Consider the following 20,718-nt stretch of genomic DNA (forward strand, 5'->3'; position numbering starts at 1 on the left):
CGATATCCGTGCCTGGATCGACACCTGGAACGACAACCCCAAGCCTTACGTCTGGACTAAGACCGCCGACCAGATCCTGGCAAGCATCGCCAACTACTGCAACCGAATTAATGACTCAGGACACTAGGTTGTTGCCGTCGGGATCGCGGACGAACGCGCCGTAGTAGCCCGGGTGATACTCGGGCCACAGGCGTGGGGCGTGCAGCGACTCCGCCCCGGCTTCCAGCGCCGCGTCGTAGAACGCTTGCACGGCCCCGGTGTCGGCGGCCTGGAACGCGACGTGGACCTCGCGGTTCGGGCCCGCGGCGTCGCCGGCGGTCATGTCAGCGATCCAGAAGTCGGGCTTGCCGTTCCTGCCGTACCCGATCGCGACCTGATAGTCCATCTGCCGCGTGTAGCCGAGTACGCCGAGAACCTTGTCGTAGAACGCTTTCGACTTCTCCCAGTCCGCGCAGTTGATTCCGAGGTGATCGATCATGGGCTGACCGTACATTCGGGGTATGACATTTGATCTCGTGATCCGCGGGGGAACCATCGTCGACGGCCTCGGTGGCGCACCGTTCACCGGGGACGTCGCCGTCCGGGACGGCGTCATCTGCGACGTCGGCGCCGCGGCCGGCTCCGGGATCCGGGAGATCGACGCGACCGGCCTGCTGGTCACTCCCGGCTTCGTCGACCTGCACACCCACTACGACGGGCAGGCGATCTGGTCGGACCGGCTCACACCGTCGTCGGCCCACGGCGTCACCACCGCCGTGATGGGCAACTGCGGCGTCGGCTTCGCGCCGTGCCGGCCCGATGACCACGACGTGCTCGTCGACGTGATGGCCGGTGTCGAGGACATCCCCGGCGTGGTGATGGTCGACGGCCTGCCGTGGCACTGGGAGACGTTCCCCGAGTTTCTCGACGCGCTGGACGCGGGGCGCAGGGATATCGATGTGGCGGCGTTCCTGCCGCACTCGCCGCTGCGGGTGTACGTGATGGGCGGGCGTGGAGTCGACCGCGAACCCGCCACGGCCGATGACCTGATGCTGATGCGCAAGCTCGCCGCCGAGGCCGTGCGGGCCGGCGCGCTGGGCTTCGCGTCCTCGCGCTTCACCCTGCACAAAACCGAGAGCGGCAAGCCGATCCCGACATACGACGCCGACCACGCCGAGATCGAGGCGATCGCACGGGGCGTCGACGACGCCGGTGGAGGTCTGATCCAGTTCGTCCCCGACCTGGTGGCCGGCGACTACGAACCCGTCCTGCAGACGGTGTTCGACGTGGCCGCCGCGGTCGGCCTGCCGGTGACGTTCACGCTGGCGATCGGCAACGCCGGTGACCCGTTCTACCTCGACGCGCTGCGGATGGTGGAGAAGGCCAATCAGAACGGCGGCCGCATCAGCGCTCAGATCTTCCCGCGGCCCATCGGGCTGATGCTGGGACTGGAACTGTCCGGCAATCCGTTCGTGATGTACCCGTCGTACCGGGAGATCGCATCGCTTCCGCTGGCCGAGCGGGTGGCCGAGATGCGCAGACCCGAGGTGCGCGAACGCATCCTCACCGACACGCCGGCCTCCGACGGGCACCCGCTGATGTTCGCCGCGCAAGCCTGGAACTACATGTTCCCCCTCGGCGATCCCCCGAATTACGAACCTTCACAGTCGGATTCGATCGGAGCCCGCGCACAGGCCCGTGGCGTCAGCCCGCAGGAGGAGGCCTACGACCGGTTGCTCGACGATGACGGTCACGCCATGCTGCTGGTCACGCTGGCCAACTTCCGCGACGGCTCGCTGGACACCGTCGCCGAGCTGATCCGGCGCGACGACGTGGTGCTCGGCCTCGGCGATGGCGGTGCGCACTACGGAATGATCTGCGACGCAAGCTTCCCGACCTACATGCTGACCCACTGGGTGCGCGACCGCGCCACGGGCCGGTTGTCGGTCCAGGACGCGGTGCGTGAACTCACCTCGGTGCCCGCGCGGGTGGCCGGGCTCGCCGACCGCGGCCGAATCGCTGTGGGCTACAAGGCCGATCTCAACGTCATCGACGCCGAGGCGCTACGGCTGCACAAGCCGGTCGTGGTCAACGACCTGCCCGCGGGTGGCCGCCGCCTGGACCAGAGCGCGGACGGCTACGTGGCCACGATCGTCTCCGGGGAGGTGATCGCCGAGAACGGCGCCCCGACGGCGGCCCGGCCGGGCAGACTCGTCCGGGGCCGCCAGCCCGCCCCCGTGGCATCACACCACGATCGTGTTGAACCATCAATGGAATGACCGTGCAGCCGATCGAACCCCCAGGCGCTCTGAGTACCCTCATCCCATGAGCGTGAAGGTGGATCCCGACCGGCTCGCCGAGGTTCTCGGTGACTTCCCGTTCGCGTATCTCGTCACCGTCGGAGACGATTACCGGGCGCACACCGTCGCGGTCGCTCCCGTGGCGACCGACGGGATCCTGCGGATCGACTCCATCGGAAACAGCACTCGCCGTAACGCGTCCGCCCATCCGGCCGTCACGCTGGTGTGGCCGCCGCGCGAGCCCGGTGGTTACTCACTGATCGTCGACGGCCGGGCCGAAGCCGCCGGCGACGGCATGCGTATCCGTCCGGCCGGGGCGGTGCTGCACCGCCCCGCTACGCCGGGCGTCCCCACCGCCTCCGGCTGCGGGGACGACTGCGTGCCACTGCGCGAGTGAGGACGACCTTTCCGGTCATTCCAGCGGTGGTCACGAACACACTGCACTACCCCACCACGGGATTTCATCCCGCGTTCGGATCAGCCCGCGCGAAAGTCTGGCGAAGTCCCGCCGAAGTTGGGCTGATAGATCCTCGTGACTGTCACGAATGCGCCCGCCCCCGATCAGCGGACGGTGACCCCGCAGGCCCGCACAGCCCTGTGGGCGAGCCTGGTCGGCACCACGATCGAGTGGTACGACTTCTTCCTCTACGCCACTGCAGCCAGCCTGGTGTTCAATCAGGCCTTCTTCCCCGACCAGACCACGTTCGTCGGCACCATGCTGTCCTTCGCGACGTTCGCGGTCGGATTCGTCGTGCGCCCGATCGGCGGCTTCGTGTTCGGGCACGTCGGCGACCGCATCGGCCGCAAGAAGACGCTGGCGCTGACCATGCTGCTGATGGGCGGGGCGACCGCGTTCATGGGTGTGCTGCCCACCGCCGCGCAGATCGGTGTGCTGGCGCCGATCCTGCTGCTGCTGTTGCGTGTCGTTCAGGGCTTCGCGCTCGGCGGGGAGTGGGCCGGGGCGGTGCTGCTGGCCGTCGAGCACGGACCGCCCCGCCGGCGCGGCCTGTTCGGCAGTATCCCGCAGGTCGGGCTGGCGCTCGGGCTCGCCTTGGGCACAGGGGTTTTCGCGCTGTTGCAAGTGGCACTGCCCAACGAGGCCTTCCTGACCTACGGGTGGCGGATCGCGTTCCTGTTCAGCATCGTGCTGGTGATCTTCGGCGTTGTGGTGCGGCTGAAGGCCAGTGAGACACCGTCTTTCGAGAAAGTACGGGAGAGCGACGACCGTGCCGCGGTCCCGGTGCGCGAGGTGTTCCGGCCGCCGATCCTGAAATCGACGGTGCTGGGCATGCTGTCTCGCTGGGGTGAGGGCGCGGCCTTCAACACCTGGGGTGTGTTCGCGATCGCCTACGCCACCGGCACTCTCGGGCTGGGGAAGGTGCCCGTGCTGCTCGTCGTCACCGTCGCGGCGCTTCTGATGGCGGCGCTGCTGCCGGTGTCCGGCCTGCTCACCGACCGCTACGGCGCCAAGCGGATCTACACCATCGGGATCGCCGCATACGCCGTGGCCGTCTTCCCCGTGTTCGCGCTGTTCGGCACTGGGGACATCGTCTTCTACGCGCTTGCGATGGTGGTGGTGTTCGGTGTCGTCCACGCGCTGTTCTACGGCGCCCAGGGCACGCTGTACGCCTCGCTGTTCCCGGCCCGGATCCGCTACACCGGCCTGTCGACGGTCTACCAGCTCTCCGGTGTGTACGCGTCGGGCCTGACCCCGCTGATCCTGACCGCGCTGATCGGGGTCGCCGGCGGCAGCCCGTGGCTGGCCTGCGGCTACCTGGTCACCACTGCCGTCATCAGCGTGCTGGCCACCCTGGCGCTCAAACCCGCACCGCTGCATACGCTCTAGCCCGCCGAGCGTGGGCCCTATGCACGGAGACTGCCGGATATCTGCGCATAGGCCCCACGTTCGATCAGTTTGGCGCGAACGCGTTCGACGATGACCTCGGGCCGGCGCAGCATGTCACTACTGACCCGTATCAGGGCCCATCCCGCAGCCTCCAGCAGTGCGAGTCTCTCGATATCCCAGGACCTCTGGCTGCGGTCGTTCCAGTGCTGGACACCGTCGTACTCGACGGCGACCTTCCACTCACGCCATCCCATGTCAACACGAATACGCAAGTCTTTGAACACGATCTGGGTCTTCGGGCGAGGCAGTCCACCGCGCACCAGGACAAGCCGCACCCTGGATTCCTGCGGCGATTCCGCACCGCCGTCGACGAGGTCCAGCAGCCGGGGTATCCCCGCGACACCGCGGGCACCCGGGTGCGCCGCAGCGACGGCTGCGATCTCAGCCGCAGAGACGCGTGTCGCGTTCATCAGCGCGTCGATGACCGGTATCGCCTGATCGGGTGGGCGGGTACGGCCGATATCGAAGGCGGTGCGTGCGGGTGTCGTCGCGTCGACGCCGGCGACGAGGCATGTCTCTTCAGCCGCCAAATGCCATGAGTGCGCGACAATGCCTGCGGCTGAGTGCCGGTCGGGGCGAACGATCTCTGCGGGTGCGGTCGCATCGATCCACTTGGTCCCGAAGACAGCGGCAGCCGACATCCCGCCGAGAACGGCGCCCGTCGCCAGCCACGCGCCTTCCGCTTTGATCCGGGCTGTGACTTCGACGTCCTTGGGAAGGTAGACATCACGGAAGATCGCGCGGTAATGGCGAGCCAGGCCACGGCGGGTGAAGCGGCCATTGCGCACAGCGGCACTGCCCAGAAAAGGTTCCATACCCCCGACCGTCGCCACGAGTGCCGACGAAAGTGGGCCTCCTGCACGCTTTTCGATGCAATCCTGTGCATAGGACCCACATTGGGGATGACGAAAGGCCCGGCCCCGCGAACGGGACCGGGCCTCTTCGTACAGGGACTTAGAAGTCCATACCGCCCATGCCACCGGTCGGGTCGCCGGCGGGTGCGGCGGCCTTCTCCGGCTTGTCGGCGACGACGGCCTCGGTGGTGAGGAACAGCGCCGCGATGGACGCCGCGTTCTGCAGCGCCGAGCGGGTGACCTTCACCGGGTCGGCAACGCCGGCCTTGAGGAGGTCCTCGTACTCACCGGTCGCGGCGTTCAGGCCGTGACCCGCGGGCAGGTTCGACACCTTCTCGGCGACGACACCGGGCTCCAGACCACCGTTGAAGGCGATCTGCTTGAGCGGAGCCGACAGCGCGACACGCACGATGTTGGCACCGGTGGCCTCGTCACCCTTGAGGCCGAGGTCGTCCAGCGTAGGAGCCGACTGCAGCAGGGCCACGCCGCCACCGGCGACGATGCCCTCCTCGACGGCTGCCTTCGCGTTGCGGACGGCGTCCTCGATGCGGTGCTTGCGCTCCTTGAGCTCCACCTCGGTGGCAGCGCCGGCCTTGATCACCGCAACACCGCCGGCCAGCTTGGCCAGGCGCTCCTGCAGCTTCTCGCGGTCGTAGTCGGAGTCGCTGTTCTCGATCTCGGCACGGATCTGGGCCACCCGGCCGGCGATGGCCTCGGGGTCACCGGCGCCCTCGACGATGGTGGTCTCGTCCTTGGTCACGACGACCTTGCGGGCCCTGCCCAGCAGCGAGACGTCGGCGGTCTCGAGGGACAGGCCGACCTCTTCGCTGATGACCTGGCCACCGGTGAGGATAGCCATGTCCTGCAGCATTGCCTTGCGACGGTCACCGAAGCCCGGGGCCTTGACGGCGACGGACTTGAAGGTGCCGCGGATCTTGTTGACCACCAGGGTCGACAGGGCTTCGCCCTCGACGTCCTCGGCGATGATCAGCAGCGGCTTGCCGGACTGGATGATCTTCTCCAGCAGCGGGAGCAGATCCTTGACGGTCGACACCTTGGAGGCGACCAGCAGGATGTAGGGATCCTCCAGGACGGCTTCCTGGCGCTCGGCGTCGGTCACGAAGTAACCCGAGATGTAGCCCTTGTCGAAGCGCATGCCCTCGGTGAGCTCGAGCTGCAGGCCGAAGGTGTTGCTCTCCTCGACGGTGATGACACCCTCGTTGCCGACCTTGTCCATGGCCTCGGCGATGAGCTCGCCGATCTGGGTGTCGCCCGCGGAGATCGCAGCGGTGGCGGCGATCTGCTCCTTGGTCTCGACCTCCTTGGCCGACTTCAGCAGCGTCTGGGTGACGGCCTCCACAGCCTTCTCGATGCCACGCTTGAGGCCGAGCGGGTTGGCGCCGGCGGCCACGTTGCGCAGGCCCTCACGGACCAGTGCCTGGGCGAGCACGGTGGCGGTGGTGGTGCCGTCACCCGCGACGTCGTCGGTCTTCTTGGCGACTTCCTTGACCAGCTCAGCGCCGATCTTCTCGTACGGGTCCTCGAGCTCGATCTCCTTGGCGATGGACACACCATCGTTGGTGATCGTCGGGGCGCCCCACTTCTTCTCCAGGACGACGTTGCGGCCCTTGGGGCCGAGCGTCACCTTTACCGCGTCGGCGAGGCTGTTCAGGCCCCGCTCGAGGCCGCGACGGGCCTCTTCGTCATACGCAATTGTCTTGGCCATTGCGAAGTGTTTCCTCCGGATTGGGGATGCACGTCTTGTCGGTCGGAATCGATGCCCGCGACGGACGGCTGGGGCTGTGCTCGCAGATGCGGCCCCGACCTCACCGGCCCGACCTAGCACTCACCGGTCGCGAGTGCCAATTGCATTCTTAGCACTCGACCTGGGTGAGTGCAAGGTTCAGTCGGCTCCCGCCGGGGCCCGCAAGCCGTCTTCGATCACCCGCGCCACCCTGCCTGCGACATCGTCGCTGTAGAGCTGCGGCACCTTGCACACCACCAGCAGGGCCTTGATCTCAGCGACCCCCACGTCGGCCCGAACCGTACCCGCCCGCTGCGCGGCACCCAACAGGTCGCCGAGCAAGCCGAGGAACGCCTCCTCGGCCCCCGGCGCCGCGGTCTCCAGGTCGACGCCGTAGCCGACGAGCGCGTCGACCAGACCGTGGTCGGTGGCCCCGGTACGAATCATCTCGCGCAGAAACGAGAACAGGGCTTCACCGTCGCCGACGGTGGCAAGCAGGTCGCGCGCTCGCGCTTCGATCCAGTGCAGCCGGTCCTCGGCCACCGCGACGAACAGCGCCTCCTTCGTGGGGAAGTGCCGATACACCGTGCCGGCACCCACGCCGGCCCGGCGCGCGATCTCGTCGATCGGGACGGCCAGCCCTTCCGCGGCGAAGGTGTCGTAGGCGACCTCGAGGACCCGGGCGCGATTGCGCGCGGCATCGGCCCGCAACGGGCGCATCGACGTCACCGCGATTTCCCTTCAGGCGAACACGAAACGGGGCGTGCGTTCCGTATAGTCGGAGCAACCGGGGCGTTTGGCCCAGTTTACCGAGTGTATCGAGCCCCAGGAGACAGACATGACCCATTGGACCGCCGCCGACATCCCCGACCAGACCGGCCGCACCGCCGTCATCACCGGCGCGAACACCGGCCTGGGCTTCGAGACCGCCAAAGCGTTGGCCGCCCGGGCGGCGCCCGCGTGGTGCTCGCGGTGCGCGACACCGAGAAGGGCCGGCAGGCAGCGTCCCGCATGGACGGTGACGTCGAGGTCCAGGAGCTCGATCTGACGTCGCTTGCCTCCATCGGCGCTGCCGCGGAAGCCCTGAAGAACCGCTACCAGCGCATCGACCTGCTGATCAACAACGCCGGGGTGATGACCACCCCGAAGGGCACCACCGCCGACGGCTTCGAGCTGCAGTTCGGCACCAACCACCTCGGGCACTTCGCGCTGACCGGCCTGCTGCTGGAGAAGTTGCTCGATGTCCCGGGCGCACGCATCGTGACCGTCAGCAGCAACGGCCACAAGATGGGCGGCGCCATCCACTGGGACGACCTGCAGTGGGAGCGCAGCTACAACCGGATGGGCGCCTACACCCAGTCCAAGCTGGCCAACCTGCTGTTCACGTACGAACTGCAGCGCAGACTCGCCCCGCGTGGCAAGACGATCGCGGTCGCCGCGCACCCCGGGACGTCAACCACGGAGCTGGCGCGCAACCTTCCGAGGCCGGTCGAACGCGCCTTCCTTGCCGCCGCCCCCGTCCTGTTCGCCCAGACCGCCGACCGGGGCGCGCTGCCGACGCTGCGCGCCGCGACCGATCCGGGCGTGCTGGGCGGGCAGTACTACGGACCGGACGGCATCGGCCAGCAACGGGGCAACCCCGTCGTGGTCGCCTCCAGCGAGCAGTCCTACGACATGGCGTTGCAGCAGCGGCTGTGGTCGGTCTCCGAGGAATTGACCAAAGTGGTGTTCCCGGTCGGCTGAGGCGGCGAGCTCACACCGTGTCCCTGGTCGTGGGCGCCTTCCGGACACGCCGCGCCAGGACACGCCGCAGAAATGCGGTGGCGGAACCGCCTGCCCTAGACTGCATTCCGGTTTCGCCGTCAGAGACGGCACGTTCGTCGGGAGGAGTCGTGGGTGCGGGCTGATCCAGCACCCACGGCCGGCGCCGCCGGGACGCCCAGCACCCAGGCGTTGCGCGGCTGGCAGCGACGAGCCCTGGTCAAATACCTGACGGCCAAACCGCGCGATTTCCTCGCCGTCGCAACCCCCGGCGCCGGCAAGACCACCTTTGCGCTGCGCATCGTCGCCGAGCTGCTGGCCGAGGGCACGGTCGAGGCCGTCACAATCGTGGTGCCCACCGAGCACCTCAAGATCCAGTGGGCACAGGCCGCCGCCCGGCACGGCATCGCGCTGGACCCGAAGTTCTCCAACTCGAACTCACAGACGTCCTCGGAGTATCACGGCGTCGTCGTCACCTACGCCCAGGTGGCCAGCCACCCGACCCGGCACCGGGTGCGCACCGAGAACCGCAGGACGCTCGTGGTCTTCGACGAGATCCACCACGGTGGTGACGCGAAGAGCTGGGGCGACGCGATCCGGGAGGCGTTCGACGACGCGACGCGCCGGCTCGCGCTGACCGGCACCCCGTTCCGCAGCGACGACAGCGCGATCCCGTTCGTCACCTACGAAGAGGACGCCGCCGGGTTCAGGACTTCGGTGGCCGACCACACCTACGGCTACAGCGACGCGCTGGCCGACGGGGTGGTGCGGCCGGTGATGTTCATGGCCTACTCCGGCGAAGCCCGCTGGCGTGACAGCGCCGGCGAAGAACATGCGGCGCGCCTCGGTGAACCGCTGACGGCGGAGCAGACGGCGCGCGCCTGGAAGTCGGCTCTGGATCCGAAGGGCGAATGGATGCCCGCAGTGATCGCGGCCGCCGACAAGCGGCTGCAGGGCAAGCGTCAGCACGTGCCCGACGCCGGCGGCATGATCATCGCCACCGACCAGACGGCGGCCCGCGCATACGCCGACCTGCTCACCAAGATCACCGGCGAAGTGCCGACCGTGGTGCTCTCCGACGACAAGGGCGCCTCAGACCGCATCTCGGAGTTCTCCGCGGGCACGTCGCGCTGGCTGGTCGCGGTGCGTATGGTGTCCGAGGGTGTCGACGTGCCTCGGCTGTCGGTCGGGGTGTACGCCACGAGCGCGTCGACGCCGCTGTTCTTCGCACAGGCCATCGGACGGTTCGTGCGCTCCCGCCGGCCCGGCGAGACCGCCAGCATCTTCCTGCCGTCGGTGCCGAACCTGCTGCTGCTGGCCAGTGAGATGGAGGCGCAGCGCAACCACGTGCTGGGCAAGCCGCACCGCGAGACGCTGGAGGATCCGCTCGACGCCGAGTTGCGCGAGCAGAAGCGCGACGAGCCCGGCGAGGAAGAGAACAAGATCGAGTACCTCGGCGCCGACGCCGAACTCGACCAGGTGATCTTCGACGGGTCGTCGTTCGGCACGGCGACCCCGGCCGGCAGCGACGAGGAGGCCGACTACCTCGGCATCCCCGGCCTTCTCGACGCCGAGTCGATGCGGGATCTGTTGCGGCGCAGGCAGGAAGAACAGCTCACCAAACGCACCGAAGCCGGGGTGCCCGCCCCGAGAACCACACACGGCCAGCTGCGCGAGCTGCGCACCGAGCTCAACACGCTGGTGTCGCTGGCTCATCACCGCACCGGCCGCCCGCATGGCTGGATCCACAACGAGCTGCGACGCCGCTGCGGCGGCCCGCCGGTGGCGGCCGCCACCCGCGAGCAACTGCAGGAGCGGATCGCCGCGGTCCGCGTGCTGCAACGCGAATTGACCGCATAGCGCGCCGTCAACGCGACGGGGCGCGAACCGCACTCTCCAGATCAGCCAACGGCCAGCTTGGCGAGGTTGGCCAGCGAGTTGTGCAGATGCTCTACGGGGAACGGCGGGAACTCGATGTGCTCGCGGAGGCCGGCGTCTACCGCCGACCAGTCGTAGGTCAGCGTGACCCTGGTCTGCCGCGGGCCGGCGGGCTCCAGGTCGTAGTTCCAGGTCCATCCGCCGTACTCGACGACCCCGTCCTCGCCGGCCTGTCCGGGCTCCCAGCCGATCGCTCGGTCGGGTTCGAAGGACAGCACCTTGTTGGCCATCTCGTAGTGGCCGTCGGGATGGTTTGGGTGATACATCGCCATCCGGAACATCTGTCCAGACCTGGTGATCACTTCGCCATCGAGGGACTCGCGCACCCAGCCGGTACCGTCGATCGCGGCGTGATTGGCGGGGTCAGCCAGCACCGCGAATACGGCGGAGGCAGGGGCATCGACGATCGTGTCAGTAATCAGTGTCTCGGTCATGCGGGTTAGACCGCCGCCGAGGGCAGGACTCATCGCAGCAGCGCGATGACCTCCGCGATGTCAGGCAGCGCCGACTCTCTCCCCGGTAGTTCGTCGAACACCGTCCAGTAGCCGATCCCGAACTCGCGCTGCCGCTGCACGAGTTGCTCGGCCATCTGCTCGTGAGTCCCGAGCAGCAGGAACGGCGAGTCCAGCAAGGTGTCCGGGTCGGTGTCCAACGTCTCCGCGAGCTCGGCGGCGGCGCGGCGCCGGTCGGTGGTGACGACCACCGCCTGGATCAGCGCGTTGAGTTCGATGTGTGCAAAACGCTGCCCCGCCGCATCCCGCACGACGGAGATCCGGTTGGCCAGGCCTGCACCGTCGAAGTGGCTGAGCCGCACTCTGGTGGCGTCCCGGTTGTGCGAGATTCCGGCGAACCCGACGATGTCGGCAACCCGACCGGCCAACCGCAGCACCCGGGTTCCGTTGCCGCCGACCAAGATCGGCACCGGCCGGGACGGCACGGCGACGATCTCCCCCGCCGCCGCGTGCACGTGGTAATGGTCGCCGTCGAAGTCGACGGCCTCCCCGGCGAGCAGCGCCTTGATGACGGCCACCGATTCGGCGAGCCGCGACACCCGGACGGCGCCGCCGTCGAAACGCAGTCCCGCCGCGTCGTATTCGGACTTCATGTGCCCGGCGCCGATACCGAGTTCGAACCGGCCGCCGGAGACGATCGCGACACCCGCACTCTCCCGCGCGGTCTCGACCGGATGGCGGAAGTCGTTGTTGAGCACCAGGGTTCCGACCCGCAGCCGGGACGTCACCGCCGCGGCGGCTGCCGCACCGCTGAACGGCGACACCGTCGGCGCCAGATGATCGGCGAAGGTCAGCACGTCTATTCCGGTTGCCTCGACCCGCTGGGCGAACTCCCGGGCGCAGACACCGTCGCGGGGCAGCGCGGTGGTCAGTCCGAACCGCATCTACAGCCCCAGCAACGCGGGCAGATCCGCCACCGAATCGATGACGTGGTTTGGCTGCATGGCGAATTCGTCTGCCGCCCAACGGTCCAGGGTGTCCTGGCGGAACTTACCGGTGCGCACCAGCACCCCCGTCATACCGACCACCTGACCGGCCAGCACGTCGTTGTTGAGGTCGTCGCCGACCATGTACATCTCCTCGGGGTCCACGCCCAGCCTGGCCGCCGCGGACAGGAAGCCCTCCGGCGCCGGTTTGCCGACGGCAGTCGCCTTGCGGCCCGAGGTCTCTTCCATCCCGATCAGGTACATGCCGGTGTCGACGCGCAGACCGTCGGTGGTGGTCCACGCGGTGCTGCGATGCATCGCCACCACGGGCACGCCCTGGGCCATCCAGTCGTAGACCCAGGACAGCGTCAGGTGGCTGTATTCGGGGCCGGCACCGCCGAGCAGCACGACGTCCGGCGCCTCCGGGGCCCGGGGACCGGTGAACTCCGACGAGTAGACGATGTCGATGCCCGGCATGTCCTCGGCGATCTGGCCGCTGTTGACCAGAAAGCAGCGGGCGTCCGGATAGCGATCCCGAACGTAGTCGGCGGTGAGCACCGCGGCCGTGATCACCTCGTCGGAGCGCACCGCCATCCCTGCCTCGGTCAGCAGATCGGCGATCTGCGCCCGCGTCCTGGTGGTGGTGTTCGTCAGATACGCGCACGCGATCTGGTTGTCCGCCAAGGTGCGCAGCGTCTCCGCGGCGCCCGGGATCGGCTTCCACGACGTGACCAGCACGCCGTCGATGTCGAAGAGAACCCCGCCGATCGCCATGTTGCGACAGTAAACCGCCGACGGGCGCACGCAACCTGAGACCCGGCTACCCGCGCGCCCACGACGTCGTACCGACCCACGGCGACGTCATCGCGGCGATGGACCAGGCGAGCTCGGCTGGAACGTCGACGACCTCGTAGCGCTTCACGCCCGCCGCGGTCGCGGCGATCAGGGTCGCCACCCCCGCCTTGCGCTGCAGCAGCGACTGCCGCACCGTCCATCCCACGATGCCGGCTGCGGCCACGCAGTCGCGGCGCCGCGCCAGACTGCCCGCCCTGGCCACCAGCCACCCGCCGCCGGCCCGGTGGCCCAGCGCCCGCGCCCGGTCGTGGGCCAGGCCGGCAGCGATCACGACGAGCAGCACGGGCAGCGCCCAGGCCCACAGCGCGACATCGCCCGCCACCGCCGCCACGGCCAGCGCCAACGCGACACCGGCGGGCACAGCCATGGCCCGGGTCCAGCGTCGCCGGGTCGCCGCCGGACCATGTGTGCGCAGCGGTCCTGTCACCGCGCCGGGATCGTCGATCAGGTCCATCAGCACCGCTTCGGCGGTGCCGCGCGGGCACGGCGGAAGCAGCTGCGAGGCCTCCCCGGCGCCGGCAACCCCGGTCATCACCGCATCCAGGCGCGCGCCGCCGAACAGGCGCACCAGCAGCGGTTCTCGCAGGGTGCCGCCCCGCAGCCGGCGCATGTCGAAGGTGTGCTCGCGCAGCCGCACCAGACCGTGCGACAGTTGCAGCACCTCGGCGTCGCGCCGCAGAATCAGATTGCCGTACCTGAGCAGCGACTGCGTCACCGACAGCGCCACCGACGCGAACACCACACCCAGGACGACCGCGACCACCGCGCCGATCACGCCGAGGCGCTGCGCCACCCTTTCACCTTCCGCGACCAGTGCCGAATCGCGCACCGCCGCAAGTACTCCCGGCTGCGAGATCACTCCGAGTGCGGCGATGATCATCACCAGGCCGGCCGAGGTCAGCGGGCTGTACCGCAACCAGGACGGCTGCCACCGCGCCAGCAGCCGGGTCGGTTCGGCGCGCCCGGGTGGCTCCAGCGACTCCGCGAGCAGGGTCGCGCGCAGCCTGGCCACCTCGGAGGTCGGCACCGCGTCAAGCTCGAAATCGTTGTCCCCCTTGGCTTCCTGCCCGGTACTGACCCGAAGCACGGTCAGCCCCAACAGCCGGTGCAGCAGCCGGGCGTCGGTGGACACCGACCGGATCCGGTTGCGGGGCACCGACAGCACGTTCCGCTGCAGCACCCCGGTGCGCAGTTGCACATCCTCGGCACCGATCCGGTACGTCGTGGTGAACCAGCGGGCCAGGCCGTAGGCCACCACCATCCCGACCCCGGCCACCGCCCACAGCGGGTTCCCCGTCGCCGAGCCCAGCACCAGCGACCCGATCAGCACCGGGATCTGGCGGGCCACCTCGTGCACCGGATGCACGAGCAGCATGCGAGGGCTCAGCCGGGACCACGCGGTACCTGCATCGCTGTTGGCGTCCGGGGTGCTCACGTGGCGTCCTCGGCACCCAGTGCGGCGATGTCGGTCAGCCGGGCCACCACCTGATCGGCGACCTCGGCGTCCAGCGCGACGATGCGCACCGCTCCGGCCGACGACGCCGTCGTCACCGTCACGTTGGACAAACCGAACAGCCGGTCCAGCGGGCCGCGGTAGGTGTCCACGGTCTGTACCCGGGAGATCGGTGCGATGCGGCGCTCTTGCACCAGCCACCCCGACCGGGTGTAGACCGCGGTGGAGTCGAGATCCCAGCGGTGCACCCGGTACCGCCACAACGGCGCGACCGCCACCGACACCGTGGCGCCCAGCACGGTGCCGATCGCCAGCAGCACGTGCAGCCACGGCAACCGACCGTCGACGGCGAACCACACCGCCTGCGCGATCGCCGCCATCGTCCACGGGACGGCTGCCCCGATGGCCCAGACAAGCGGCGCTTTCCGGCTCGGCGGATGCGCCGGTTCGACCAGGTGCACGGCTCCGAGACTAGTTGCGCGCCCAGACCGTAAGTTAACCCCATGACTTCCAAATGGACCGCCGCCGATGTGCCCGACCAGTCCGGCCGGGTCGCCGTCGTCACCGGCGCCAACACCGGTATCGGTTACGAGACAGCCGCGGTGCTGGCGGGCAGGGGCGCGCGTGTCGTCATCGCGGTGCGCAACCTGGACAAGGGCCGCAAGGCCGCCGACGACATCGCACGACGGCATCCCGGAGCCGACGTCACGCTCCAGGAACTCGACCTGTCGTCGCTGGCCAGCGTCCGCGAAGCCGCCGACGCGCTGCGGCTGGCATTCCCCCGCATCGACCTGCTGATCAACAACGCCGGGGTGATGTACCCGCCCAAGCAGGTCACCGCCGACGGGTTCGAGCTGCAGTTCGGCACCAACCACCTCGGGCACTTCGCGCTCACCGGGCTGTTGCTGGACACGCTGCTGGACGTGCCGGGCTCCCGGGTGGTGACCGTGGCCTCCATCGCCCACAACATCCGGGCCGGCATCCGCTTCGACGACCTGCAGTGGGAGCACGGCTACAACAGGGTCGCGGCGTACGGCCAGTCGAAGCTGGCCAACCTGATGTTCAGCTACGAGCTGGCGCGTCGCCTGGCCGCCAAGGGCGCCCCGACGATTGCGGTCGCCGCGCACCCGGGAATCTCGAACACCGAGCTCATGCGCCACATCCCCGGCTCGGGCCTCCCCGGGTTCTCGAAGCTGGCCGGGCTGGTCACCAACAGCCCCGCCGTCGGAGCTCTGGCGACGCTGCGCGCGGCGACCGATCCGGGCGCGCGCGGGGGCCAGTACTACGGGCCGTCCGGCATCCGGGAACTGGTCGGCCACCCGGTGCTGGTGTCGTCGAACGCGATATCCCGCGACGAGGACGTGCAACGGCGGCTGTGGACGGTGTCCGAGGAACTGACCGGTGTGAGGTACGACCTCTGATGCGGTCGGTCGACGAACACCGGCGCGTGGTCGCGTCGCTGGTCACGGCGCGGCCTTCGGTGACGGTCCCGGTCGCCGACGCGCTGGGACTGGCGCTCGCCGACGACGTGGTGGCCCCGCTGTCACTGCCGGGCTTCGACAACTCCGCGATGGACGGGTACGCGGTGTTCTCCGAGGACATCGCGAGCGCCACCGAGGCCGCGCCGGTGCGGCTTCCGGTGGCCGAGGACATCCCCGCGGGCCGCACCGACGTCCCCACCCTGCGGCCCGGCACCGCGCACCGCATCATGACCGGCGCGCCGCTGCCCGCCGGGGCGACGGCCGTCATCCCCGTGGAAGCCACCGACGGCGCGACCGACACCGTGACGATCCGCGCCGCCACCCGGCCCGGGCAGCACATCCGACGTGCCGGTGAGGACGTCACCGCGGGCACCACGGTGCTGCGGGCCGGCCAGGTGGTCACCCCGGCCGCGCTGGGCCTGGCGGCCGCTCTCGGTATCGGCGAGCTGACGGTGATCCCGCGCCAGCGCGTGCTCGTGGTGTCCACCGGCACCGAGCTGGTCGCCGCAGGCCGGCCGCTGCAGCCCGGGCAGATCTACGAGTCCAACGGGGTGATGCTGGCCGCCGCCGTCCGGGAAGCCGGGGGCGAGGTCATCGCCTGCCCGATGACCGGCGACGACGTCGACGCGTTCCGTGACGTGCTGCGCCGGCATGCGGGCGAGGCTGATCTGATCGTCACCACCGGCGGTGTCAGCGCCGGCGCCTACGAGGTGGTCAAGGACGCGCTGACCGAGGGTGGCGTCGAGTTCACCAAGGTCGCCATGCAGCCGGGTATGCCGCAGGGCGCCGGCCGGCTCGACGGCCCGGCGCCCGGCGTCCCGATCGTCACGCTGCCGGGTAACCCGGTCAGCGCGCTGGTGTCCTTCGAGGTGTTCGTGCGCCCGGCGGTACGCGCCGCGATGGGCCTGCCCGACACCGAGCGGCCGCGCCGCACCGCGATGCTGACCGAGGACCTCGTCTCACCGCGCGGTAAACGGCAGTTCCGGCGCGGCGTATTCGACCCGGTCAGCGACACCGTCACCAGTTACGGCCCCCCGGCGTCGCATCATCTGCGCTGGCTGGCCTCGGCGAACTGCCTGCTCGAACTCGACGAGGACACCGCCGAGGTGGCGGCCGGGTCCCGCGTACAGGTCTGGGACCTGCGATAGCGGCGGGGGACCCTGCGACAGCGCCGGGGGACCGTAGAATCGCGGCCACGATGGCCAGACGCCCAGACCTCAAGACAGGACCAGCGCGCCTGGCGGCCCTGGTTCGCACCTCCGTTCCCCCGATGCACCCCGCGGGTGTGCCGTTCGTCGGCGCCAGCCTCGCGGTCGCTCTGGCCGGCGGCAAGAGCCGATGGCTGCGCCGCGCCGGGCTCGCCTCGGCCGTGGCCAACGCGGCGTTCTTCCGCCACCCGCCGCGGACCCCACCGACCCGTCCCGGGGTGGTCGTCGCCCCGGCCGATGGGCTCATCTGCCTGATCGAGGAGGCCGTGCCGCCCGCTGAACTGGGGCTGCCCGCAACGCCTCTTCCGAGGATCAGCATCTTCCTCTCGGTGCTCGACGCGCACGTCCAGCGTGCCCCGCTGGGCGGCGAGGTCGTCACCGTCACGCACCGCCCCGGGTTGTTTGGCTCCGCCGACCTGGCCGCGGCCAGCGAGGACAACGAACGCAACAGCGTGGTGATCCGCAGCCCGGACGGCGACGAGGTGATCGCCGTGCAGATCGCGGGACTGATCGCGCGCCGGATCGTGTGCGATGTCAAACCCGGTGACAAGGTCGGGCTCGGCGACACCTACGGCCTGATCCGCTTCGGTTCGCGGTTGGACACCTACCTGCCGGCCGGCTCGAAGATCCTGGTCAGCGTCGGGCAGCGGACCTTGGCCGGCGAGACCGTCCTGGCCGAGCTGCCCCGATGAGGCCGCGCATCAAGAAGTCCGTCGTCAGCGTGCGGATTCTGCCGAGCGCGATGACGGTCGCCGCGATCTGCCTCGGGCTCAGCGCGGTGAAGTTCGCCCTCGACGACCGGCCCACCGAGGCGATGGCCTTCCTCGCGATCGCGGCGATCCTCGATGCGCTCGACGGCCGCACCGCGCGCGCCCTGAACGCGACCTCGCGCATGGGCGAGGAGATCGACTCGCTCGCCGATGCGGTGAACTTCGGTGTGGCACCGGCGTTCATCGTCTACGCCACCCTGCTGTCGACGTCGCGAATCGGCTGGATCGTGGTGCTGCTGTACGCGGTGTGCATCGTGCTGCGGCTGGCCCGGTTCAACGCGATGCTCGACGTCGACCAGCCCGCCTACGAGAAGAAGTACTTCGTCGGGATGCCCGCTCCGGCCGGTGCGATCGGGGCGATCGGTCCGCTGGCGGCCAAGATGCAGTTCGGTGACGGTTGGTGGACCTCCGAACCGGCGGTCGTCATCTGGATGATCGGAATCTCGCTGCTGGTGGTCAGCACCGTGCCGATGCGCAAAATCCACACGTTCTCGGTGCCGCCCAACATGGTGGCGCCGCTGCTGGCGCTGCTGGCCATCGGGGTGGCCGCCTCGATCCTGTACGGCTACCTCGTGCTGCTGGTGATCATCGCGGTCTACTTCCTGCACATCCCGTTCGCGATCCGCACCCGCCGGTTCCTGGCGGAACACCCCGAGGTCTGGGACGACAAACCCCGCCAGCAGCGCGCGGCGCGTCGCGCGATCCGGCGGACCCAACCGCACCGGCGTTCGATGTTGCGCCTGGGCCTGCGCAGGCCGCCGAGAGGATGACGTGTCCGAACTTCACCGGTCCGCCGAGCACCGCCCGTCGCGCGCGCAGCTGACGCTGACCGCGCGGCTGAACACCTCGGCGCTGGACTCCCGCCGCGGGGTGATCCGGCTGCACCCGGAAGCCATTGCGGCCCTGGGCATCCGCGAGTGGGACGCGGTGTCGTTGACCGGCTCGCGCACCACCGCCGCGGTGGTGGGGGTCGCCCCGGCGGGCACACCGACGGGCACGGCACTGCTCGACGACGTGACGCTGTCCAACGCCGGGCTGCGCGAGGACACCCCGGTGCTCGTCGCCCCGGTCACGGTGCTCGGGGCCCGCTGCGTGACGCTGAGCGGCTCGGCGCTGACCACCCGGTCGGTCTCCCCCGCCACACTGCGGCAGGCCCTGCTCGGCAAGGTGATGACCGTCGGTGACACCGTCTCGCTGCTGCCGCGCGATCTCGGGCCGGGCACGTCGACATCGCAGGCCAGCGCCGCCCTGGCGGCGTCGGTCGGGATCACCTGGACCTCGGAGCTGTTGACGGTGACCTCCGTCGACCCCGCCGGACCCGTCAGCGTGCAGCCGAATTCTTTGGTCGATTGGGGGGATTCGGCTGCTCCGGCACCGTCGGCCGGCACCGGCGAGCACGTGGTGACCGCGTCCGAGCAGTCCGGGACACCCGCGGTGAGCTACGACGACCTGAAGGGGTCGCACGCCCAGGCGGGTCGGCTCACCGAATGGCTCAAGCTCGCCCTCGACCAGCCCGAGCTACTCGAGAAACTCGGCGCCACAGCCAATCTCGGCGTGCTCGTGTCGGGGCCGGCCGGGGTGGGCAAGGCCACCCTGGTGCGGACGGTCTGTGCGGGCCGGCGGCTGATCGAACTCGACGGGCCGGGTGTCGGATCGCTGCGCGCCGAGGACCGATTGGCGAACGTGGCCTCCGCGGTCGCCGCGGTCCGCGACGGCGGCGGCGTGCTGCTGGTCACCGACGTCGACGCCCTGCTGCCGGTGCCCGCCGATCCGGTGGCCACGCTGATCCTCACCGAGTTGCGCTCCGCGGTGGCCACCCGGGGTGTCGCGTTCGTGGCCACCACGGCGGTGCCGGACAACGTCGACCCCCGGCTGCGCGCGCCGGATCTGTGCGACCGTGAGCTCGGGTTGACCCTGCCCGACGGTGCGGTGCGCGCCCAACTGCTCGAGGTGCTGCTGCGCGACGTTCCCGCCCAGGACCTGAACCTAGGCGAGATCGCCGAGCGCACACCGGGATTCGTGGTCGCCGATCTCGCCGCGCTGGTGCGCGAGGCCGCGCTGCGCGCCGCGGCGCGAGCCAGCGAGACCGGCGAGGCGCCGGCGTTGCAGCAGAGCGACCTGGTCGGGGCGCTCGGCGTGATCCGGCCGCTGTCGCGCTCGGCGACCGAGGAGGTGTCCGTCGGCTCGGTGACCCTCGACGACGTCGGCGATATGGCCGAGACCAAGCAGGCGCTGACCGAGGCGGTGCTGTGGCCGCTGCAGCATCCGGAGACATTCCAGCGGCTCGGGGTTCAGCCGCCGCGCGGGGTGCTGCTGTACGGGCCGCCGGGGTGCGGCAAGACGTTCGTGGTCAGAGCGTTGGCGAGTTCGGGCCGGCTCAGTGTGCACGCCGTCAAAGGTGCTGAGCTGATGGACAAATGGGTCGGTTCGTCGGAGAAGGCGGTGCGCGAGCTGTTCCAGCGGGCCCGCGATTCGGCGCCGTCGCTGGTGTTCCTCGACGAGATCGACGCGCTGGCTCCACGCCGCGGCCAGAGTTTCGATTCCGGTGTCACCGACCGCGTGGTGGCCGCGATGCTGACCGAACTCGACGGCATCGAACCGCTGCGCGACGTCGTGGTGCTCGGCGCGACCAACCGGCCCGATCTGATCGACCCGGCGCTGCTGCGCCCCGGCCGGCTGGAGAAGCTCGTGTTCGTCGAGCCCCCGGACGCCGAAGCCCGCACCCAGATCCTCAAGACCGCGGGCAAGTCTGTCCCATTGGTCTCGGAAGGACCGGAGGCCGTCGATCTCGCGGCGCTGGCCGGTGAGCTCGACGGCTACAGCGCGGCGGACTGCGTCGCGCTGCTGCGCGAGGCCGCGCTGACCGCGATGCGCCGTTCGATCGACGCCGCCGACGTCACTGCCGCCGACGTAGCGGCCGCCCGCGAGGCTGTGCGCCCGTCGCTGGACCCGGTGCAGGTCGAGGCGCTCCGGGCCTTCGCCGACGCCCGCTGATTCTCGTAAAGCGCCGAGAGTGCGGTGAGATCGCCGC

18 protein-coding genes and 2 pseudogenes are annotated in these 20,718 nt (G+C 69.8%); 11 read left to right on the forward strand and 9 right to left on the reverse strand.

Annotated features, from left to right (window positions below; all coding sequences use genetic code 11):
* Positions 1-127: pseudogene (locus ACTWP6_RS19765) on the forward strand (IS630 family transposase); the annotation flags it as partial.
* Here ACTWP6_RS19765 and ACTWP6_RS19770 read toward each other — a convergent pair.
* Positions 116-478, reverse strand: a complete 363-nt coding sequence (locus ACTWP6_RS19770; protein ID WP_443188573.1) for a VOC family protein — start codon at positions 476-478, stop codon at positions 116-118. The pseudogene ACTWP6_RS19765 and the gene ACTWP6_RS19770 sit on opposite strands and share 12 nt — an antisense overlap.
* A 22-nt stretch (positions 479-500) precedes the next feature.
* Between ACTWP6_RS19770 and ACTWP6_RS19775 the strand changes: the two genes are divergently transcribed.
* From ACTWP6_RS19775 to ACTWP6_RS19785, 3 genes are all read left to right on the forward strand, one after another.
* Positions 501-2,258, forward strand: a complete 1,758-nt coding sequence (locus ACTWP6_RS19775) for an N-acyl-D-amino-acid deacylase family protein (protein WP_443188574.1) — start codon at positions 501-503, stop codon at positions 2,256-2,258.
* A gap of 46 nt (positions 2,259-2,304) precedes the next feature.
* A complete protein-coding gene (locus ACTWP6_RS19780) occupies positions 2,305-2,676 on the forward strand; it encodes a pyridoxamine 5'-phosphate oxidase family protein (protein WP_260756779.1) in 372 nt (123 codons plus the stop codon).
* A gap of 135 nt (positions 2,677-2,811) precedes the next feature.
* Positions 2,812-4,125 (forward strand): MFS transporter, encoded by a 1,314-nt coding sequence (locus ACTWP6_RS19785; protein ID WP_443188575.1) that lies wholly within the window; start codon positions 2,812-2,814, stop codon positions 4,123-4,125.
* Between the two features lie 17 nt (positions 4,126-4,142).
* Here ACTWP6_RS19785 and ACTWP6_RS19790 read toward each other — a convergent pair whose 3' ends face one another.
* The 3 genes from ACTWP6_RS19790 to ACTWP6_RS19800 all read right to left on the reverse strand — a co-directional run bounded on the left by ACTWP6_RS19790 (position 4,143) and on the right by ACTWP6_RS19800 (position 7,503).
* Entirely contained in the window at positions 4,143-5,000 is an 858-nt protein-coding gene (locus ACTWP6_RS19790) for an endonuclease domain-containing protein (RefSeq protein ID WP_443188576.1), read from the reverse strand.
* Between the two features lie 139 nt (positions 5,001-5,139).
* Positions 5,140-6,765: a chaperonin GroEL gene (groL, locus tag ACTWP6_RS19795; protein WP_260756776.1), complete on the reverse strand. Its 1,626-nt coding sequence runs from the start codon at positions 6,763-6,765 to the stop codon at positions 5,140-5,142.
* Between the two features lie 177 nt (positions 6,766-6,942).
* Complete coding sequence (locus tag ACTWP6_RS19800) at positions 6,943-7,503, reverse strand: TetR/AcrR family transcriptional regulator (protein ID WP_443188596.1); 561 nt, start codon at positions 7,501-7,503, stop codon at positions 6,943-6,945.
* 118 nt (positions 7,504-7,621) lie between these two features.
* Between ACTWP6_RS19800 and ACTWP6_RS19805 the strand changes: the two are divergent.
* A pseudogene (locus ACTWP6_RS19805) lies at positions 7,622-8,526 on the forward strand (SDR family NAD(P)-dependent oxidoreductase).
* A gap of 153 nt (positions 8,527-8,679) precedes the next feature.
* Entirely contained in the window at positions 8,680-10,404 is a 1,725-nt protein-coding gene (locus ACTWP6_RS19810) for a DEAD/DEAH box helicase (protein WP_443188577.1), read from the forward strand.
* A gap of 41 nt (positions 10,405-10,445) precedes the next feature.
* Here ACTWP6_RS19810 and ACTWP6_RS19815 read toward each other — a convergent pair whose 3' ends face one another.
* From ACTWP6_RS19815 to ACTWP6_RS19835, 5 genes are read right to left on the reverse strand one after another with little or no spacing between them, the layout of a single operon-like run.
* The gene (locus ACTWP6_RS19815) at positions 10,446-10,916 is read right to left on the reverse strand and encodes an SRPBCC family protein (RefSeq protein WP_260756774.1); all 471 of its coding nucleotides are present in this window, start codon (positions 10,914-10,916) and stop codon (positions 10,446-10,448) included.
* 29 nt (positions 10,917-10,945) lie between these two features.
* Positions 10,946-11,878, reverse strand: a complete 933-nt coding sequence (locus ACTWP6_RS19820) for a TIGR03621 family F420-dependent LLM class oxidoreductase (protein WP_260756773.1) — start codon at positions 11,876-11,878, stop codon at positions 10,946-10,948.
* Positions 11,879-12,694: an HAD-IIA family hydrolase gene (locus ACTWP6_RS19825; protein WP_260756771.1), complete on the reverse strand. Its 816-nt coding sequence runs from the start codon at positions 12,692-12,694 to the stop codon at positions 11,879-11,881. It lies immediately after the preceding gene.
* Between the two features lie 46 nt (positions 12,695-12,740).
* Positions 12,741-14,150 carry a PH domain-containing protein gene (locus ACTWP6_RS19830; RefSeq protein WP_443188597.1) on the reverse strand — a complete coding sequence of 470 codons (1,410 nt, stop codon included), beginning with the start codon at positions 14,148-14,150 and terminating at the stop codon, positions 12,741-12,743.
* Positions 14,151-14,206: 56 nt separating this feature from the next.
* Complete coding sequence (locus ACTWP6_RS19835) at positions 14,207-14,689, reverse strand: PH domain-containing protein (RefSeq protein WP_260756770.1); 483 nt, start codon at positions 14,687-14,689, stop codon at positions 14,207-14,209.
* Positions 14,690-14,731: 42 nt separating this feature from the next.
* Here ACTWP6_RS19835 and ACTWP6_RS19840 point away from each other — a divergent pair, with 42 nt between their 5' ends.
* Genes ACTWP6_RS19840 through ACTWP6_RS19860 form a run of 5 tightly spaced genes read left to right on the forward strand, consistent with a single transcriptional unit; the run spans position 14,732 to position 20,681 of the window.
* The gene (locus tag ACTWP6_RS19840; RefSeq protein ID WP_260756769.1) at positions 14,732-15,649 is read left to right on the forward strand and encodes an SDR family NAD(P)-dependent oxidoreductase; all 918 of its coding nucleotides are present in this window, start codon (positions 14,732-14,734) and stop codon (positions 15,647-15,649) included.
* Positions 15,649-16,857 carry a molybdopterin molybdotransferase MoeA gene (gene moeA / locus ACTWP6_RS19845; RefSeq protein ID WP_260756768.1) on the forward strand — a complete coding sequence of 403 codons (1,209 nt, stop codon included), beginning with the start codon at positions 15,649-15,651 and terminating at the stop codon, positions 16,855-16,857. The genes ACTWP6_RS19840 and moeA overlap by 1 nt, the downstream gene beginning before the upstream one ends.
* Positions 16,858-16,907: 50 nt before the next feature.
* Complete coding sequence (locus tag ACTWP6_RS19850) at positions 16,908-17,609, forward strand: phosphatidylserine decarboxylase (protein WP_260756767.1); 702 nt, start codon at positions 16,908-16,910, stop codon at positions 17,607-17,609.
* Positions 17,606-18,457 carry a CDP-diacylglycerol--serine O-phosphatidyltransferase gene (pssA, locus tag ACTWP6_RS19855; protein ID WP_260756766.1) on the forward strand — a complete coding sequence of 284 codons (852 nt, stop codon included), beginning with the start codon at positions 17,606-17,608 and terminating at the stop codon, positions 18,455-18,457. The genes ACTWP6_RS19850 and pssA overlap by 4 nt, the downstream gene beginning before the upstream one ends.
* Position 18,458: 1 nt before the next feature.
* A complete protein-coding gene (locus ACTWP6_RS19860; protein WP_443188578.1) occupies positions 18,459-20,681 on the forward strand; it encodes an AAA family ATPase in 2,223 nt (740 codons plus the stop codon).
* The last annotated feature ends 37 nt before the right edge of the window (positions 20,682-20,718 follow it).

Origin of the sequence: Mycobacterium sp. 4D054 (genome assembly GCF_052245755.1) — a bacterium.
GTDB lineage: Bacteria > Actinomycetota > Actinomycetes > Mycobacteriales > Mycobacteriaceae > Mycobacterium.

Coding starts and splice junctions, on each gene's coding strand:
- ACTWP6_RS19770 (WP_443188573.1), bottom strand. CDS start 478: ATGATCGATCACCTCGGAATCAACTGCGCGGACTGGGAGAAGTCGAAA.
- ACTWP6_RS19775 (WP_443188574.1), top strand. CDS start 501: ATGACATTTGATCTCGTGATCCGCGGGGGAACCATCGTCGACGGCCTC.
- ACTWP6_RS19780 (WP_260756779.1), top strand. CDS start 2,305: ATGAGCGTGAAGGTGGATCCCGACCGGCTCGCCGAGGTTCTCGGTGAC.
- ACTWP6_RS19790 (WP_443188576.1), bottom strand. CDS start 5,000: ATGGAACCTTTTCTGGGCAGTGCCGCTGTGCGCAATGGCCGCTTCACC.
- groL (WP_260756776.1), bottom strand. CDS start 6,765: ATGGCCAAGACAATTGCGTATGACGAAGAGGCCCGTCGCGGCCTCGAG.
- ACTWP6_RS19800 (WP_443188596.1), bottom strand. CDS start 7,503: ATGCGCCCGTTGCGGGCCGATGCCGCGCGCAATCGCGCCCGGGTCCTC.
- ACTWP6_RS19815 (WP_260756774.1), bottom strand. CDS start 10,916: ATGACCGAGACACTGATTACTGACACGATCGTCGATGCCCCTGCCTCC.
- ACTWP6_RS19820 (WP_260756773.1), bottom strand. CDS start 11,878: ATGCGGTTCGGACTGACCACCGCGCTGCCCCGCGACGGTGTCTGCGCC.
- ACTWP6_RS19825 (WP_260756771.1), bottom strand. CDS start 12,694: ATGGCGATCGGCGGGGTTCTCTTCGACATCGACGGCGTGCTGGTCACG.
- ACTWP6_RS19830 (WP_443188597.1), bottom strand. CDS start 14,150: ATGCTGCTCGTGCATCCGGTGCACGAGGTGGCCCGCCAGATCCCGGTG.
- ACTWP6_RS19840 (WP_260756769.1), top strand. CDS start 14,732: ATGACTTCCAAATGGACCGCCGCCGATGTGCCCGACCAGTCCGGCCGG.
- moeA (WP_260756768.1), top strand. CDS start 15,649: ATGCGGTCGGTCGACGAACACCGGCGCGTGGTCGCGTCGCTGGTCACG.
- ACTWP6_RS19850 (WP_260756767.1), top strand. CDS start 16,908: ATGGCCAGACGCCCAGACCTCAAGACAGGACCAGCGCGCCTGGCGGCC.
- pssA (WP_260756766.1), top strand. CDS start 17,606: ATGAGGCCGCGCATCAAGAAGTCCGTCGTCAGCGTGCGGATTCTGCCG.